The 16,975-nt window shown below is 71.8% G+C and carries 16 protein-coding genes and 1 pseudogene; 15 read left to right on the forward strand and 2 right to left on the reverse strand.

The features are described 5' to 3' along the window. Window positions 1-38 precede the first annotated feature (38 nt). From AB0G32_RS15370 to AB0G32_RS15395, 6 genes are all read left to right on the forward strand, one after another. Complete coding sequence (locus tag AB0G32_RS15370; RefSeq protein WP_361162687.1) at window positions 39-1,055, forward strand: sugar kinase; 1,017 nt, start codon at window positions 39-41, stop codon at window positions 1,053-1,055. Beyond that, window positions 1,052-1,834: an IclR family transcriptional regulator gene (locus tag AB0G32_RS15375; protein ID WP_361162690.1), complete on the forward strand. Its 783-nt coding sequence runs from the start codon at window positions 1,052-1,054 to the stop codon at window positions 1,832-1,834. Before AB0G32_RS15370 ends, AB0G32_RS15375 begins: the two co-directional genes overlap by 4 nt. Next, window positions 1,831-2,241, forward strand: coding sequence for a RidA family protein (locus AB0G32_RS15380; protein WP_361162692.1), 411 nt, complete (start codon window positions 1,831-1,833; stop codon window positions 2,239-2,241). The genes AB0G32_RS15375 and AB0G32_RS15380 overlap by 4 nt, the downstream gene beginning before the upstream one ends. A gap of 69 nt (window positions 2,242-2,310) precedes the next feature. Then, on the forward strand, window positions 2,311-2,859 hold the full coding sequence (locus tag AB0G32_RS15385; protein ID WP_361162694.1) for a hypothetical protein: 549 nt from the start codon (window positions 2,311-2,313) through the stop codon (window positions 2,857-2,859). A gap of 54 nt (window positions 2,860-2,913) precedes the next feature. Next, a complete protein-coding gene (locus AB0G32_RS15390; protein ID WP_361162696.1) occupies window positions 2,914-4,218 on the forward strand; it encodes an Nramp family divalent metal transporter in 1,305 nt (434 codons plus the stop codon). Window positions 4,219-4,300: 82 nt separating this feature from the next. Then, a complete protein-coding gene (locus tag AB0G32_RS15395; protein WP_361162698.1) occupies window positions 4,301-5,521 on the forward strand; it encodes a hypothetical protein in 1,221 nt (406 codons plus the stop codon). 9 nt (window positions 5,522-5,530) lie between these two features. On the opposite strand, the gene AB0G32_RS15400 is transcribed toward AB0G32_RS15395, so the two are convergent. Continuing rightward, complete coding sequence (locus AB0G32_RS15400; RefSeq protein ID WP_361162700.1) at window positions 5,531-6,868, reverse strand: M14 family metallopeptidase; 1,338 nt, start codon at window positions 6,866-6,868, stop codon at window positions 5,531-5,533. A gap of 281 nt (window positions 6,869-7,149) precedes the next feature. Between AB0G32_RS15400 and AB0G32_RS15405 the strand changes: the two genes are divergently transcribed. From AB0G32_RS15405 to AB0G32_RS15420, 4 genes are all read left to right on the forward strand, one after another. Then, the gene (locus AB0G32_RS15405; RefSeq protein WP_361162702.1) at window positions 7,150-7,542 is read left to right on the forward strand and encodes a hypothetical protein; all 393 of its coding nucleotides are present in this window, start codon (window positions 7,150-7,152) and stop codon (window positions 7,540-7,542) included. Then, window positions 7,542-9,302: a caspase family protein gene (locus tag AB0G32_RS15410; RefSeq protein ID WP_361162704.1), complete on the forward strand. Its 1,761-nt coding sequence runs from the start codon at window positions 7,542-7,544 to the stop codon at window positions 9,300-9,302. Before AB0G32_RS15405 ends, AB0G32_RS15410 begins: the two co-directional genes overlap by 1 nt. A gap of 153 nt (window positions 9,303-9,455) precedes the next feature. Beyond that, entirely contained in the window at window positions 9,456-9,896 is a 441-nt protein-coding gene (locus AB0G32_RS15415) for a MarR family transcriptional regulator (protein WP_361162706.1), read from the forward strand. A gap of 87 nt (window positions 9,897-9,983) precedes the next feature. Next, a complete protein-coding gene (locus tag AB0G32_RS15420) occupies window positions 9,984-10,871 on the forward strand; it encodes an NmrA/HSCARG family protein (RefSeq protein ID WP_361162708.1) in 888 nt (295 codons plus the stop codon). Between the two features lie 224 nt (window positions 10,872-11,095). Here the strand turns inward: AB0G32_RS15420 and AB0G32_RS15425 are convergent, their stop codons facing one another. Next, window positions 11,096-12,799, reverse strand: a complete 1,704-nt coding sequence (locus tag AB0G32_RS15425) for a glycoside hydrolase family 18 protein (protein WP_361162710.1) — start codon at window positions 12,797-12,799, stop codon at window positions 11,096-11,098. A 253-nt stretch (window positions 12,800-13,052) separates the two neighbouring features. Here AB0G32_RS15425 and AB0G32_RS15430 point away from each other — a divergent pair. The 5 genes and pseudogenes from AB0G32_RS15430 to AB0G32_RS15450 all read left to right on the forward strand — a co-directional run. Continuing rightward, a pseudogene (locus AB0G32_RS15430) lies at window positions 13,053-13,886 on the forward strand (hypothetical protein); the annotation flags it as partial. Window positions 13,887-14,264: 378 nt separating this feature from the next. Beyond that, window positions 14,265-14,972: a Flp pilus assembly protein CpaB gene (gene cpaB / locus AB0G32_RS15435; protein WP_361162712.1), complete on the forward strand. Its 708-nt coding sequence runs from the start codon at window positions 14,265-14,267 to the stop codon at window positions 14,970-14,972. A 9-nt stretch (window positions 14,973-14,981) separates the two neighbouring features. Beyond that, a complete protein-coding gene (locus AB0G32_RS15440) occupies window positions 14,982-16,238 on the forward strand; it encodes an AAA family ATPase (protein ID WP_361162714.1) in 1,257 nt (418 codons plus the stop codon). Continuing rightward, window positions 16,235-16,621: a TadE/TadG family type IV pilus assembly protein gene (locus AB0G32_RS15445; protein WP_361162716.1), complete on the forward strand. Its 387-nt coding sequence runs from the start codon at window positions 16,235-16,237 to the stop codon at window positions 16,619-16,621. Before AB0G32_RS15440 ends, AB0G32_RS15445 begins: the two co-directional genes overlap by 4 nt. 1 nt (window position 16,622) lies before the next feature. Further along, the gene (locus tag AB0G32_RS15450; protein WP_361162719.1) at window positions 16,623-16,973 is read left to right on the forward strand and encodes a TadE/TadG family type IV pilus assembly protein; all 351 of its coding nucleotides are present in this window, start codon (window positions 16,623-16,625) and stop codon (window positions 16,971-16,973) included. Window positions 16,974-16,975: the final 2 nt, after the last annotated feature.

A 16,975-nucleotide genomic window follows, 5' to 3' on the forward strand; every position in this document is an offset into this window, starting at 1 on the left:
TCTCGACGAACGCGGGGTCAACGACAAGGAGTCTGCCCATGGACCTGGCTGCCGTCGATGTCGTCACCCTCGGCGAGTCCATGGTCACGTTTCTGCCCTCGCGCCCCGGCCGGCTGGCCGACGTGCCCTCCTTCGACCGGGCCATCGGCGGCGCCGAGTCCAACGTCGCCTGCGCGCTGGCCGCCGCCGGGCACCGGGTCCGCTGGGTCGGCCGGGTCGGCGCGGACGGCTTCGGCGACCACCTGGTGGAGACGATCGGCGGCCACGGGGTCGACGTGAGCGCGGTGCGCCGCGACCCCGACCGCCCGACCGGCGTGTACTTCCGCACCGCCGGGGACCGGGCCACCGACGCGCACGAGGTGGCGTACTACCGGGCCGGCTCGGCCGCCTCCGCGATGTCGCCGCGGACCGTGGACCCGGCCGCGGTCCGGTCCGGCCGCGTCCTGCACCTGTCCGGGATCACGGCGGCGCTCTCCGCGGACTGCCTGGAGCTGATGCGGGAGCTGACCGCCCGGCGCGCGGGGCGCCCCCTGGTCTCCTTCGACGTCAACCACCGGCCGGGGCTGTGGCGCGGCCGGGCGGACGGTCCCGCGGTGCTGCTGGAGCTGGCGCGCGGGGCGGACCTCGTGTTCGTGGGCGACGACGAGGCGTGGGACCTGGCCGGTCCCGAGGCCGTCCGCGCCGCGCTGCCCGAACCCGAGCTGCTGGTCGTCAAGCAGGGCGCCGCCGGTGCCACCGCCTTCCACGGCCCGCACGCCACCTTCGTACCGGCCCTCCGGGTCGATGTGGTGGCCGCGGTCGGCGCCGGCGACGCCTTCGCCGCCGGGTTCCTCTCCGCCACCCTGCGCGGACTGCCGGTGCGGGACCGGCTGCGGCACGGGCACCTCGCCGCCGCCGCCGTGCTCACCGCCCCCGGCGACCTCGCCGCACCCCCCGCCCGCGGCCACGCCGACCGGCTGGCCGCCCTGGACGACGCGGAGTGGGGGAGACTGCGCCTGGGCCCCGGCTGGACACAGGACGTCCCGGGGGCCGCCGAGGAGGTACGCAGCCCATGAGCCAGACCGTCGACCGCGCGCTCAGCATCCTGCCGCTGCTCGCCGAGGGCCCCGCCGACCTGGGCCGGGTCGCGGACACCCTCGGCGTGCACAAGTCCACCGCCCTGCGCCTGCTGCGCACCCTGCACGAGCACGGCTTCGTCTACCGCCAGTCCGACCAGCGCTACCGCCTCGGCGCCCGGCTCATCTCGCTGGCCCAGGAGGCGATGGAGAACCTGGACGTCCGCGAGATCGCCCACCCGCACCTGGTCCGCCTCAACGAGAGCTGCGGCCACACCGTGCACCTCGCCGTGCACGAGGAGGACGAGGTCCTCTACATCGACAAGGTGGAGAGCCGCTACCCGGTCCGGATGTACTCCCGGATCGGCAAGCCCGTCGCCCTCACCGTCGCCGCCGTGGCCAAACTGCTCCTGGCCGACCTGCCCGGGCCGGAGCGGCGGGCGCTCGCCGACTCGCTCGACTACCCCCTGTACACGGCCCGTTCGACGCCCGACTCCGCCGCCTTCCTGCGCGAGCTGGACAAGGTGCGCGAACAGGGCTGGGCCACCGACCTCGGCGGCCACGAGGAGTCCATCAACTGCGTCGCCGCGCCCATCCGGGACGCGGCCGGCCGGGTGGTCGCCGCGATGTCGGTCTCCGCGCCGAACGTCGTCGTCACCGCCGACGAACTCCTCACCCTGCTCCCGCTGGTGCGCCGTACGGCGGACGCGATCAGCGGCGAGTACTCCGGCCGGACCCCCGCTCCCACCCCCGCCCCAGGCAAGGAAGTCACCGCATGACCGAGAAGACCGCGCTCGTCCCCGCCACCCACACCGTGCCGCCGGCCAGGTTCAGCCACGGCGTGAAGAAGGGCAACATCCTCCAGGTCGCCGGCCAGGTCGGCTTCCTCCCGCACGAGGAGGGCAAGGCCCCGACCCCGGCCGGCCCGACCCTGCGCGAGCAGACCCTCCAGACCCTCGCCAACGTCAAGGCGATCCTCGCGGAGGGCGGCGCGAGCTGGGACGACGCGATGATGATCCGCGTCTACCTCACCGACGTGGCGCACTTCGCCGAGATGAACGCGATCTACAACGCGTACTTCGAGGAGCAGGGCCTCACCCAGCCGCCGGCCGCCCGCACCACGGTCTATGTCGGGCTGCCGGCCGGGCTGCTGATCGAGATCGACGCGCTGGCCGTACTGGGCTGACGTTCCCCTCGTGTAACGATGCCGGGGGCGGCTGTGTGCGGCACAGGTTTGTCGACCATACTGCCCGCTGTGGAGCAGCGCATTGGATCGAGCAGCCAGCCCCTGGAAGGCGCCGGGTTCGACCCGGCCTTCATCCCCGGGCTCACCGCGCCCGGGTCCGGCGAACCGGCGGACGTGAAGCCGGCGGACGCGGCGTCGGCGGACCCCGAAGCGGCGGACGCCGAACCGGCGGACGCCGCACGGGAGGAGCCCGAGCCCGAGCAGGCCGGCGAGGAGGCCGCGGCCGAGCCGTCCGCCGACGGCCCGGTCTTCGAGGCGGCCGACCGCCGCGCCCGGATCGTCGCCGACCACAGGGGCGTACGCCTGAGTCTGGACGACCAGGAGTGCGAGTTCCGCTGGGACGAGATCGGCGCGGTCGAGACGGAGACGCCGCGCTTCGGCAAGCGGTTCACGGTGACCGTGCACACGCCGGACCGGCGCTGGTACTTCCTGGAGATCGAGGCGGCCGCCCGCAGCCGCTTCGCCGAGTGGGAGAGCGCGCTGGACGCGGTGCTGGACGCGTACTTCGAGGACGGCGACGAGCCCGCGGCGGAGGAACCCGCCGAGCAGGAGGCGTGAAGGTTCCCGCACGCCCTCTTGCCCGGCCGTCCGCCGTGAGCTTTCTTGACCTGCATGGCGGACACCACGGGCAACCTCAGTGACACCGGTACTCCCCGCACCTCCAGTTGGCGCCACATCGGCCCCGGCATCGTCGTCGCGGCGACCGGGGTCGGCGCCGGCGACCTGGTCGCCACGCTGATCGCGGGCGCCAACTTCGGCTACACCCTGCTGTGGGCGGCGGTCATCGGCTGCCTGGTGAAGATCTCCCTGGCCGAGGCGGCGGGCCGCTGGCACCTGGCCACCGGCCGCACCCTGTTCGACGGCTGGGCCGGCCTCGGCCCCTGGACCACCTGGTTCTTCGCGGTCTACGTGGTCGTCTGGGGCTTCGTCTACGGGGCGGCGGCGATGTCCTCCAGCGCGCTGCCGCTCCAGGCGCTCTTCCCCGACGTGATGGACCTGAAGTGGTGGGGCGTGGCCTGCGGCGTGGTCGGCCTGGTCTTCGTCTGGTTCAACAAGTACGCGGTCTTCGAGAAGGTCATGACGGTGCTGGTCGGCGTCATGTTCGTGGTGACGGTGTACCTGGCGGTCCGGGTCACCCCGAACCTCGGCGACGCCTTCGCCGGTCTGCTGCCCGTCCTGCCCGACGAGAAGGACTCCGTCCTCAACACCCTCGGCCTGATCGGCGGCGTCGGCGGCACCATCACGCTGGCCGCCTACGGCTACTGGGTCAACGCCAAGGGCTGGACCGACACCGGCTGGATGAAGGTCATGCGGCTGGACAACCGGGTCGCGTACGCCACCACCGGCGTGTTCGTCGTCGCCATGCTGTTCGTCGGCGCCGAGATGCTGCACGCGGCGCACATCGCGATCGCGAGCGGCGACCAGGGCCTGGTCCAGCTCAGCGACATCCTGGCGGACGAGTACGGCACCGCGACGGCGAAGTTCTTCCTGATCGGCTTCTTCGCCACCTCCTTCACCTCGCTGATCGGCGTCTGGCACGGGGTCAGCCTGATGTTCGCGGACTTCGTGGCGCGGCTGCGGGCCGGGACCCGGGCGGCGACCGGCGCGAAGGTCGCCTCCGGCGAACGCGAACGCTCCTGGCCGTTCCGCGGCTACCTGCTGTGGCTGACCTTCCCGCCCATCGCCCTGCTCTTCCAGGGCCAGCCCTTCCGGCTGGTCATCGTCTACGGCGTGCTGGGCGCGGCGTTCATGCCGTTCCTCGCCCTGACCCTGATCTGGCTGCTCAATTCCGCCCGCACCCCGCGCGAGTGGCGCAACGGCCACCTGAGCAACGGCATGCTGGCGGTGGCCGGGCTGCTCTTCCTGGTGCTGTGCGTCAAGCAGATCTGGGACCAGCCGTGGTCGGAGTTCTTTTAAGGGCGGGGACAGGGGGGAACAGTTGGTCGACGCGGCGGCTGTTTCGTAGAGTGCCTTCCATGACTCACCGGGAGGACCACTGATGCATGCTCAGGAGCGTCTCGAACGGGCCGGTGCGGCGGACCGAGCGCGACACGCGACCGTCCGGCCGCCCACGCCGCCGGTCTCCTCCGGCGCGTCGGACCTCCTGCGGCTGCAACGCGCGGCCGGCAACCAGGCCGTCGGCCGCGCCCTGCACGGGGACGGCCACGGGCTGAGCGTCCAGCGCGCGCCGGGACCGCCGCCGCCCCCGGCACCGGCCCCGCCGCCGATGGCCATCAGGGCCGCGGCGCCGAAGGCGCCCAGCGCCGACACGCTGTTCGAGCTGCCGAGCGAGCACACCAAGGTCCGGTCGATCGTGCCCGACGGCAAGCTGCCGCTGAAGAACAAGCTGCTGGTCACCCAGGTACTGCGCGCGTACTACGGCGTGAACCGGCTGGACATGGTGGAGCAGATCAAGGCCCGCTACGAGCAGGTGAACGGCACTGCCTACGTGGAGCCGCCGGACCTGGCCGAACGCAGCGCCAGCGAGCGGCCCGGCTACAAGGACTCGGACGCCTACATACCCGACACCCCCGACGGCAACCGGCTGCCGCACTGGCCGGCCGTACCCGGCGGCAGCGTCAAGGTGCACGGGGGCAGCCTGGAGAGCTTCGCCCAGGCCCGGCCCGGACAGGCGTTCACCGGCCTGGTGCGTTTCGGAGGCGTCGACGACAACGGCGCACCGATCGAACCCAAGATCATTCTCTTCCCCACCCAGAGCACCGGCGCGTACCTGAGCGACGGCGTCGCGGAGTTCGAGCCGGAGAACGAGGACAACCCGCCGGAGATGCTGGCCAACTCGCGGGTGTACCAGAACAGGTACTCCACCTACACCACCCACGCCGGGCGGGGCGCCCTCTCCAGCCACGGCAAGCTGGCCAGCCGCATCCAGGACAAGAAGAAGTACCAGCACGTCGTCGAGGACATGGAGGCGGACGACATCCAGTCCGCGGGTCTGACCATCGGCTTCACAGTGATCAAGGGCGGCGGGCCGGCCGCGCACAAGTACTCGTTCGTCTCGCGCAGCAGCAACACGCATGTCTTCGGCCTCCTGTCGCACGAGGAGAAGGCCACGATGAGTGCCAAGACCAAGATGAAGGCGCTCGCCGAACGCGGCAGCAAGTTCGGCGGCGGCCTCATGGGCGGCGGCAACGGCGAGGGCAGCGTCACCAAGGAATGGGGTGCGAAGATCATCGCCTCGGTGAACGCCGCCACCGGCTAGCCGGGCCGGTCAGCAGTACTGCGCCTCCTTGCCGATCGACCGGTACATGCAGTCGGCGTTCTCCAGGAGTTGCAGTACGGCGTCGCGGTTGCGGGACGTCTCCCGCTCGATGACCTCGTCGGGCGGGTAGAAGCCGCCCGCGCCGCTGGAGGTCGGGTACATCTCGAAGGTGTACCCGAAGATCTTCTGGCTGCCCCACAGCCAGTCGTCGATCGAGCCGTCCGTGATGTACAGGTCGCTGGACTGCTCGGCGGTGTACCCGTTGCTGGCGGCCAGCTTGCCGCCGACCGTGGCGAAGGCGTTGCGGTCGTCCGCGGTCATGCCGGTCGCGGTGTCGGAGTAGGTGTAGCCGAACGGCCACAGCACCAGTTCGCTGTAGGTGTGGAAGTCGATCCCGGCGGTGATCTGCTGCTGACCGCCGACCACTCGGGAGCGGACGAAGTCGGCGACGACCTTCACCTCGGGGGCCGACTCGCCGGCCGGGCCGCGGTAAGTCTCCGACGACGGTGAGCCGGACGAGCCGCCGCAGCAGCCGAACTGGTAGGCCCAGTTGCGGTTCAGATCGGTGCCGACGTACGAGGACCCGCTGTTGGGCTGCCGGTTCTTGCGCCACGACCGGTACGACCCGGTGGCGATGTCGTACTCGCCGCCGTCCGGGTTGAGGTCCGGCACGATCCAGATCTCCCGGTTGTTCACCATGTTCGTGACCCGGGAGTCGGACCCGTACCCCGCGCCCAGCTCGCGCAGCAGGTACAGCGCCATCTCGACGGTGAGGTGCTCGCGGGCGTGCTGGTGGAAGGTGAACAGCACCTCGGGCTCGTTCTCGTCGGCCGCCACGTTGTCGCTGACCTTGATCGCCGTGATGTCCCGGCCCTGGTAGGACTTGCCGATCACGCGCTCGCTCATGATGCCGGGGTAGGCGGCGAGCCGCTGGTCGATCTCCGCGTTCATCTCGGCGTAGTTGTGGTAGCGCGAGTCGGCCGAGGGGAAGTCGAGCAGCCGTACGTCGCCGGAACCGGCGGACCGGTCGGGCGCGGCGCCCAGCGCGGTGACCTGGTAGCCCTGCGCGCGGAGCTTCCTGATCTGGTCGTCCCGCCCGGAGACCACGACGGTCTCCTCGTCGGCCTCGTCCACGGTGACGCCGGACGCCTGGATCGCGGTGCGGGTCACGGGGGTGCTGTGCTGGTGGATCTCGTACTGCCGGATGTCGTCCGGCGAGTCCTGCCGGACCTGCGCGCCGGTCGCCGTGGCGTCGGTGACCGAGGCGGTGAGCGGTGCGCCGAGCGCGAGCGCGAGCAGGGCGGCGAGGACAGTGGTGTGCCTCGTGCCCCTTCTGTGAAGTCGCATGAATTCTCCTGGTTTCTCCGTGACTTCCGGGATCTCCGGAAGGAGGGAGTGGAGCTGGGGGGTGTTTCAGTGCGACGCGCGTAGTGCGAGTGTGATGCGGGGTGGTGCGGGTGTGATGCGGGTGTGGCGCTCATGGTGACGGCATGTCATGGACAGGTCAAGAGGTGGATGGTGGCGGGTGTCTCGCTTAGCCCGTTCGAGTGATCACCCGCTGGTCGCCTGAGGCGCCGGGCCGGCCATACCTACGGTGTGGTGTCCCGAGCGGCGACGACAGGAGAAGCATGCGTATCGAGATCTGGATGGGACAGGGCGGCGGGCCCGCGGCGGCCGACTTCCACCGCTGGCTGTGCCGAGACCCCAGGGTGCGGCGGCACGCGGAGGTGAGCCTGGGGTCCTCGCGGCCGGACGACACGGTCATGGGGACGTTCGACGTGGTGAACCTGCTGGTCGGTCAGGGCATCGCCGCGCTCGACCTGGCCCTCTCCTACGCGGCGTGGCGCGGCACCCGGCCCGCCGCGCCGCCGACCCCCGCTGTGACCTTCACCGCGAACGGCGCGTCGGTCACGGTGGAGGGCGAGTGCGACGAGGCGACGGTCCGCCGGATCGCCGAACTCCTCGGCCGCGCGGCGGCACAGGAGCCCGCCCTCCGCACCAACGACCTGGAGCCCGCGTAGTGCCCCAGCCGGACCCGGCCAGATCCCGCGCGGTCCTCATCGGCGTGAACGAGTACGAGCAGCCTCTTCTGCACTCGCTGCCGTCGGTCGCCCCCGGCGTGCGAAGACTGGCGGAACTGCTGACGGACCCCACCGTCTGGGGGCTGTCCGAGAAGCACTGCGTGGAACTGCCGAACCCGGCCACGTCGGACGAGGTGCTGAAGGCGGTGTGCGCGGCCGCGCGGGCCGCCACCGACACACTGCTCGTCTACTTCGCGGGCCACGGCCACCTGATCGGCGGCACCGACCTGCGCCTCATGCTGCCCACGGCGCACCCCGGCGCGCTCTACGGCGCGGTGAAATACGGCGACCTGCGGCGCGTCCTGCTGGAGGAGCGCAGGGCGGAGAACCAGGTGGTGATCCTCGACTGCTGCTACTCCGGCGCGGCGGTCGACGAACGCATGGGCGGCGCCGAGGACTTCGTGGACGGCGTAGGAGTCGACCGCTCCTACCTGATGACATCCTGCGCGGCGCAGGAGGCGTCCTTCGCGCCGCGCGGGGAGATGTACCCGGCCTTCACCGGCGCGCTGATCCGCGCCATCGGCCGGGGCGTCCCGGGCGCACCCGACCCGCTGCCCATGCGCGACCTCTTCGTCCACGTACGGCGGGCCCTGAACGCGAGGGGCCTGCCGGAACCCAGGGACCTGGCGACCGGGGTCGGCCACGAGATCGCCCTCGTACGCAACCGGGGCAAGGACCGCCCGGTGCCGGGCGACGCCCCGGCCCTGCCGCCACCTGGGTGGAAGCGGCGCCTGCGCCGGGTCGCCGCCACCGCCGCCATCGCCGTCACGGCCACCTCCTCGGCTCACCTGACGCCGGGGAACGGGGTGGCCGACGGCATCCCACGCGACCTGCGCGCTGTCTCCCGCGCGGTCGACTACCACGACGCCGACCCGTGCGCGCTGACCGACCCCGCCGGGCTCGGCCGGTTCGGACGGGCCGGGCAGGACGCGGCGTACGGCGGCTTCGAACGCTGCGACGTTCTGGTGGAAGGCGAGGACGGCGACGAGATCGACGTCATGGTGGGCTTCGACAAGGGGCAGGAGCCGCCCACGCGGGGGGTGGAGAAACGGGATGGGATCACGGTCGTGAAGCAGCCGGCGGAGAGCGACCGGTGCGTGCGGGAACTGCTGCCCGACGGCGACGACATCACCGTGACGGTCCTGGCGAAGACCGGCGGCAGCACGACGGCACCCCTGTGCGAGATCGCCGACGCCGCCACCGGGCACGCGCTGACCGCGCTCAGGAAGGGTCTGGAGAACGGGGGATTGCCCGCGCGTCCGGAGACGTTCCCGGACGACTCCCTGTTCCGTACCGACGCTTGCGCGCTGCTGAACGGCGCGGCGCTGGAAGCGGTGCCGGGGGTCGACGCCGCCGACCCGGACGCGGGGTTCGGCAACTGGTCGTGCACGTGGTGGAGCCCCACCGGCCACCTCCAGGTCGACCTGCGCTTCGACCGGGGCCAGTCGCCCACGGCCGGCGACGGCACGCCCACCAGCGTCCAGGGCCGCCGCGCGTTCGTCCAGCCCGAGGCTGACGACGAGAACATGTGCCAGGTCCGGGTAGTGCAACGGACGTACTCCGACGGCCCGGACCGCCCGCTGGCCGAGACCCTGGACGTAGCGGTCCGGGGCGACGAGAACCCGTCCACCGACGCCCTCTGCGCCCTGGCGAACCAGCTCGCTGACGCATCGGCCTCCGGCCTGCCGCCGGTCGGCTGACTCCCGGACCAGGGACGACCGCTTCAGTTCGATTTCCAGCCTGGTGCGCGGAGGCAGCACGGCGGTCGCGATCGGGGTGCCGTCGAGGTTGGCGTGGTCTGCCGGCCCGCGACGAGTAGGCTGATCGTTCGTTGTCGGACCTGGGAGGCTGGCGTGGACTATGGCGACAAGCTCTTCTGGCTCTCGGTTGTGATTCAACGCAAGTACGCGCAGATCTGCGCCGAGTTCGACCTGACCCCCGCGCAGGCCACGCTGCTCTGCGCAGTCAGGAACGAGCCGCGGCAGATGGCTGACCTCGCCGCGTCGTTGGGTATGACCAAGAACGCGTTGAGCCAGCTGGTCGATCGCACCGCGCGGCGCGAGTTGGTCGGCCGGGCAAGCTCGGCGCAGGACCGACGGGTCGTCATGCTCAGTGTGACGCCCACGGGGAAGGTGCTCGCCGAGGCCATTTACGCCGAGATCGCCAAGCGCCTGCCCGAGATCGCGAGGAACCTGGACGCCGGCGACCAGCGCGACTTCGAGCGCGTGGCCACCGCCATTGTGGACACCTCGGACCTCTCTTCGCCCACCTCGAACAAACCGATCACACCGTGAGGTCCCGCTGCACCCGCCCGCACCTTGACGAGGTTCATGCCGTGAACTAGTTTTGTTCACGGCATGAACTAGTGAAGGGTGGCAGCGATGAGCACACGGACGACCGGCACGATCGCGGTCTTCGGCGCGACGGGGCAACAGGGCGGGGCGGTGGTCGACGCGCTGCTGGACCACAAGGCGCGGGTGCGGGCTTTGGTCCGCGACCCGCAGTCCGACCGGGCTCGGGCGCTGGCCGCCCGCGGCGTCGAGCCGGCGGCCATCCGGGCCGACGACCCGGCGTCGCTGGCCGCCGCGCTGGCGACGGTCGAGGGGTTCTACTTCATGACCCCGGAGGCGAACAGCCTCGAAGAGGTCGAGGCGGAGATCCGCATCGGTACCGCGCTCGTCGACGCGGCGGTCGAGGCGGGCGTCCCGCACGTCGTGTTCAACTCGGTCTTCGGGGCGGACCGGGTTTCGGGTGTGCCGCACCACGACTCGAAGCACTGGATCGAGGAGCACCTGAGGAAGTCCGGCCTGAGAGCCACGATGGTTCGCGCGACCGCCTTCATGGAGAACTTCGCGAGCGTGATGGCACCGAGCCTGGAGCATGGGGAAATCGTGCTGAGGCTGCCGCTGCCGGAGGACGTCGCGCTGAAGATGATCTCGGTCAGGGACATCGGCCGGGTCGCCGCCGCGCTCCTGCTCGACACCGCGGAGGCGCCCGGCGGAGCCGTCGAGCTCGTCGGCGACGAGCTGACGGGCCCCCGGATCGCCGCGGCGTTCGGCGCGCGCGCCGGGCTCCCGGCACGGTACGAGGCCCTCCCGTTGAGCGTGCTTCCCAACGACCTCGACAAGGCGATGTTCCGCCAGTTCGCGCAGGCGGCGGACCCTTCGGACCTCGCGGTGGTGCGCTCGATCGAGCCGGCCACCCTGGACCTGGCCGAGTGGATCCGAGCTACCGGCTGGACCGCGCCCACCAACGTGACTGGTTCCTGAGCCTCCGGCCACGGTCTCGGCGCTCTATGGTCGGCTACCTCATGTCTCACCGAATCTGGGTCTCCACTCCGGGTCCGACAGCCCGCAAGAACACCGCCCAGCCCCACGCGCACCACCGACGGGTGGATCTGTGATGGTCCCGAGGGGGAGTGAAGTCGCCCGGTCGCGCGTGGACGGCACCGGTTCCCGGGGGGAGACCGGTGCCGTCGGGCCTTGCGAGCAGATCAGAGCCCGTGCACGTGCGGTCCCACCGCGTTCACCCACGCGTTGCCCGCCGTGGCGTCCCAGTTGGTCGACCAGGTCATCGCGCCCCGCAGCGCCGGATACGCCTTCGACGGCTTGAACGAACCGCAGTTCGTCAGCTTGGTCAGGCAGTCCAGCGCGTTGTTGACCACGGCAGGCGCCACATAGCCGCTGCCCGCCGCCCGGGTCGAGGCCGGGGTGCCGATGCCCACCTGGGACGGGGCCAGGCCGCCTTCCAGCTGGATGCAGGCCAGCGCGGTCAGGAAGTCCACCGAACCCTGGCTGTAGACCTTGCCGTCGCAGCCCAGCATCGAACCGCTGTTGTAGTACTGCATGTTGACGACCGTGAGGATGTCCTTCACGTTCAGCGCCGTCTGGAAGTACGACCCCGACGTGGACTGCATGTCGATGGTCTGCGGCGCCATCGTGAGGATCAGGTCGGACCCCGCCTTCGCGGACAGCGCGCGCAGGGCCTGGGTCATGTACGTCGGGTTGAGGCCGTTCTCCAGGTCGATGTCGACGCCGTCGAAGCCGTACGTCTGCATCAGCGAATAGACCGAGTTCGCGAAGTTCGTGGCGGAGGCCGCGTCCGCGACCGACACCGTGCCCGTCTCGCCGCCGACCGAGATGATGACCTTCTTGCCGGCCGCCTGCTTGGCCTTGATGTCCGCCTTGAACTGGTCGGCGGTGTAGCCGTTCAGCCCCGCCGAGTCCAGGTTGAACGTCACCGCGCCCGGCGTCGTCGTGGCGTCCGCGAAGGCGACGGCGATGATGTCGTACGCGGCCGGGACGTCCGAGATCTTCTGGACCGTCGCGCCGTTGTTGAAGTTCTGCCAGTAGCCGGTCACGGCGTGCGCGGGCAGGTCGGTGCCGCCGCCGCCGTCGCCCGCCGCCGCCGTCTTCCCGGTCACCGCCGCCGACTTCGCCGACTCACCGGCCGCGTTGACCGCCGTGACCTGGAAGGAGTACGACGTCGCGGCCGACAGGCCGGTCACCGTCGCCGACGTGCCGGTCACCGCCGACACCTTCGTACCGTCGCGGTAGACGTTGTATCCGGTGGCGCCCGGCACCGCGTTCCAGGACAGCGACACCGAGGAGGCGGTGGTGCCGGCGACGGCCGGGGCGGCCGGGACCGCCGGGACCGAGATCTCCGGGTCACCGCCGCCGCCCCCGTCCGGACCCAGCACCGAGATGTCGTCGGCGTAGTAGGCGGGCTGGCCGTACCAGCCGTGGGTGTACACCGTCACCGAGGTCGTCGAGGGGCCCGTCGTGAAGGTCGTCGACAGCTGCTTCCAGGCGGACGAGTCCGGCGTCCAGGTCGACACGTCCGTCGTGCCCGTGCCCGTCACGCCCAGGTAGGCGTACCCGCCCTGGACCCAGGCGCCCAGCTGGTACGTCGAGTTGGGGACCACCGCCACGGTCTGCGTACAGCGGGCGTTGTCCTGGCCGCCCGGCGTCGCCTTCAGCGCGGCGGAGCCGCCGTGCACCGGCGAGGTCACCGTCGTACCGCTGCCCGCCGAACAGGTCCAGCCGCTCAGCCCGGACTCGAAGCCCGGGTTGCTCGCGTTGTTGACGTCGGCGGCGGACGCCGGGCTCACGGCCGCGGCCGTCAGGGCCAGCGCGGCGGTGACGGCGCCGGCCCAGGCACCGGTCCGTCTGATGTGTCGTCTGCGTACGGGGTCCACTGGTGCCTCCGGGGGGAAGTAGGGGGACGGTGGCCACCGTTGGGAGTACAAGGTGGTCCAGACCAATTGACCTGTCAAGAGGTAAGTTGAAAATGCTCAACCTGTCCCGATTTGGAGCCACTTGTGCGACGCGAGTTGTTCCGCAGCTACAGAAACGCTGTTCTCCGGTCACAGACGCGTGGATACAGTGCTCGGGTAGTCACGCAGTGAAGTCATCAGGGTGTACCGGAGTGACACCGGTGCACCGACGGGCATGGGAGACGGGGAGCCGCGCGTGCCAACTGCCATTGCCGTGACCAGTGCCGACCTGGCACTGCCGCCACAGGACGAACGGACCATGCCCGCGACCGTCCTCCAGGACGTCGAGCGGCGGCCCCTGGACCAGGTGCTGGCCGAGCTGCAAGGTCTGGTCGACCAGTACGGACATGTCATCGTCGTCTGCTCGGGGGCCGCCCCGGCGGGGGTGGAACGGCGGCTGCGCACCGTCCGCTCACTGCTGGAGAGCGACCGGATCGCCCTGTTCCGGCCCGAGCTGCCGCCGCTCGGACTGGCCGTCCTGGTCCGGCAGTTGCGCCAGCTCGCCTCCTGCGACCTCAGCCCCGGTGTGCTCGCCTCGGCGGGCCGGCTGCTCACCCACTACATCCACGCCGGCGCGCTGCTCGGCTCGGTGGCCCGCCTTGACCGGGTGCCGGTCGGGCTGACCGCGCACGCGAAGTCCTGGATGCCGGGCAGCCAGTTCGCGGTGCTGGCCCATCCGCAGCCGCAACTCGTCAGGGTCGGACCCGAAGCGGCCCTCGGCGGACCGGACTTCGGCACCTGGATGCTGGTCGCCAAGGGGCAGCACCCCGCCGACTGGGTCACCGACACCCTCGCCCCCGCCTGGAACGTGCTGGGCCTGCGCGAGATGCCGCTGCCCGCCGAGTCCCCGGCCTGGTGGGGGACGGGGCGGGTGACCGAGTTCTGCGCCTTCCTGCCCGACCTCTCCGTCCTCTACCAACTGGTCACCTCGGTCCGGCAGAGCGTCTGTCACTGGTGCGGCATCGACGTCATCGGCGACCGGTGCGTGTTCTGCTCCGCCGGTCCGCCGCCCACCGAGGCCCGGCACCGGGCCGGCCGCGGCGCCCTGCCGCACGACGACCGCAGAAGCCTCCCGGCCGGCGCCGGCGCCGAGCGCCCCGGCCGGGGCTCCGGCGGCAGCCCCGCCGGAGCCCCGAACGGGACCTCGTACGCGAGCCCGTACGGAATCCAGTACGGCCGGCACGCGAGCCGCACCACCGGCGGCCGGTACGGCGCCCAGTACGGCAGCCCGCCGGACGGCTCCGCGACCGGACCCGCCACCCCCGTCCCGGACAGCCCCCCGCGCGGCGCGCTGCCCGCCGGTCCCGGCGGGTGACCGCGTGCCCGGCCCGCGCCCCGAGCCCCCCGCCCCCGCCCGACCGACAGCACCGGTGAGGTTGTACGGCCCATGAACTCCCGTCAGCGCCGCGGCGTGATCCTGCTCATCCTGTCGGTCCTGTGCGCCTTCGGCGCCTTCGCCGGCGTCCTGTCCGTCATCACCGACGTGCGGTCCAAGGTCGGCCCCGAGGTCACCGCGTACCGGCTCAAGGACGACATCGCGCCCTACACCACCCTCAGCGCCGGCCAGTTCGAGAAGATCGAGATGCCCGAGCGGTGGCTGTCCGACAACGCCGTCACCGACCTCGCCGCCATCCGCGGCAAGATCGCCGTGACCACGCTCAAAAGCGGCTCGCTGCTCCAGAGCGACATGATCGTCGACCAGCCCGCCCTCCAGCCCGGCCAGCAGGAGGTGGCCATCATGATCGACGCGGCCACCGGGGTGGCCGGCAAGATCACCCCCGGGTCCAAGGTCAACGTCTACGCCACCTTCGAGGGCGCCCGGGAGGGCGACCCCGACCAGTCGAAGATCATCGTGACCAACGCCAGAGTCCTGGACGTCGGCAAGCTCACCTCGCTGGAACCCGACGAGAACAGCACCAGCCGGGACGCCTCCGAGGCCGTCCCCATCACCTTCGCGCTGTCCACCCTCGACGCCCAGCGCATCACCTACGCGGAGTCGTTCGCCCAGCGGGTCCGGCTCGCGCTGGTCGCCCCCGGCGGCGACCCCACCGTTCCCGAACAGGACCGGACGTACGAACTCGCGAAGGACAAGTGAGAGGCCCGGATGGTCACCAGGATTCTCCCGGCGGTCGGCGACGCGGACGCGGTCCGGTCCCTCACCACCCTGCTCAGCCAGCTCCCCGACGCCGAGCCGGTGGCGCCCGTCACCGACTCCACCCAGCTCATCGACACCCTCGCCCGGCTCGCCGCCGAGTCGGTCGAGGAACTCCCCGAGGTCGTCGTCGTCCACGAGCGGATCGGCCCGGTCCCGGCCCTGGAACTGATCCGCGAGGTCGCCCTGCGCTTCCCCGCCGTCGGCGTCATCCTGGTCAGCTCCGACGCGAGTCCCGGCCTGTTCCAGGCGGCCATGGACTACGGCGCCCGCGGCCTGATCGCCCTCCCCCTCAACTACGAGGAACTGGCCGGCCGCGTTCACGTCGTCGCCCAGTGGGCGGTCGGCGTCCGCCGCCACCTCGGCAGCGGCGGCGACGTCTTCACCGGCGCGGGCGGCACCGTCGTCACCGTCAGCGGCGCCAAGGGCGGCGTCGGCACCACCGTCACCGCCGTGCAGCTCGCCCTCGCCGCGCAGGCGTCCGGCCGCGCCACCGCCCTGCTCGACCTCGACCTCCAGACCGGCGACATCGCCTCCTACCTGGACGTGCAGTTCCGCCGCTCGGTGGTGGACCTCGCCGCCATCACCGACATCTCGCCGCGGGTGCTGGCCGACGCCGTCTTCCGGCACGACAGCGGCCTCGCCCTGCTGCTCGCCCCCGCCGAGGGCGAACGCGGCGAGGACGTCACCGACCGGGCCGCCCGGCAGATCGTCGGCGCCCTGCGCTCCCGCTACGACGTCGTCGTCATCGACTGCGGCGCCCAGCTCGGCGGGGCCGGCGCGGCCGCCGTCGAGATGGCCGACACCGCGCTGCTGGTCACCACCCCGGACGTGGTCGCCGTCCGGGGCGCCAAGCGCGCGGTGCGGATGTGGGACCGGCTGCAGATCCGCAAGGCCGAGGAGACCACCGTGGTGGTCAACCGGCACACCCGGGGCACGGAGATCCAGCCGCCGCTGATCGGCCGCATCACCGGCACCGCGGTCGCCGCCACCACGGTCCCCGCGCACTTCAAGGAACTCCAGGCCGCGGTGGACGCCGGCCGGCTGCACGAACTCGACGGCCGGGGCACCGTCCGGCAGGCCCTGTGGGGCCTCGCCGCCGAACTCGGCCTGGTCAAGGCGCCCGGCACCGCCGTGCAGAAGAGCGGCCGGTTCCGCGGCGACCGGGGCGCGGTGACGCTGCGGCGGCGCAGGGGCGGTGCCGGATGAAACGTCTGGCGCGGGTCTCAAAAGGCGACCGGGGCCAGGTCACCATCGAGTTCCTCGGCATGACCCCGGTGATCCTGGTGACGCTGGTGGTGCTGTGGCAGCTCGTGCTGGTGGGTTACACGTACACGCTCGCGGGGAATGCCGCCGACGAGGCGGTACGGGCGGGCACCGCGGCCGCGCCGGGGGAGCGGCAGGGTGCCTGCCAGGCGGCCGGCCTGGACAAGCTGCCGGACGCGTGGAGCGGCAGCGCCAACTGCGCGACCGGGGGCGGATATGTCACGTCGACCGTCGAACTGCGGGTCCCGGTCCTCTTCCCGGGCGCCTTCGGGCTGCCCTTCACGGTCCGCGGCCACGCGGGCGCGGTCGAGGAGGAGACGGACTGAGATGCCGTACCGACGCGAGCGCGGCGACCGGGGCCAGGTCGCCATCGAGTACCTCGGCTTCCTGCCGATCCTGGTGCTGGTCGCGCTGGCCGCCGTACAGCTCGGCCTGGTCGCCTACACCGCCCAGCAGGCGGGTACGGCGGCCCGGGCCGGGGCGCGGGCCGCGTCGCTGGAGCTCGGCGCCCAGGACGGCTGTGCGCGGGCGGTCAGCGACTGGCTGTCCGTCGGCTGCACGGCGGCCGGCGGCGGCGACGAGGTCACCGTCACCGCCACCGTCGACATCCCCTCCGTGGTCCCCGGCTGGGACTTCGGGACCGCCACCAGGACCGCCACCATGCCGCTGGACCACTGAGC

The sequence above is a fragment of the Streptomyces sp. NPDC023723 genome (genome assembly GCF_040639815.1).
Taxonomy (GTDB): domain Bacteria; phylum Actinomycetota; class Actinomycetes; order Streptomycetales; family Streptomycetaceae; genus Streptomyces.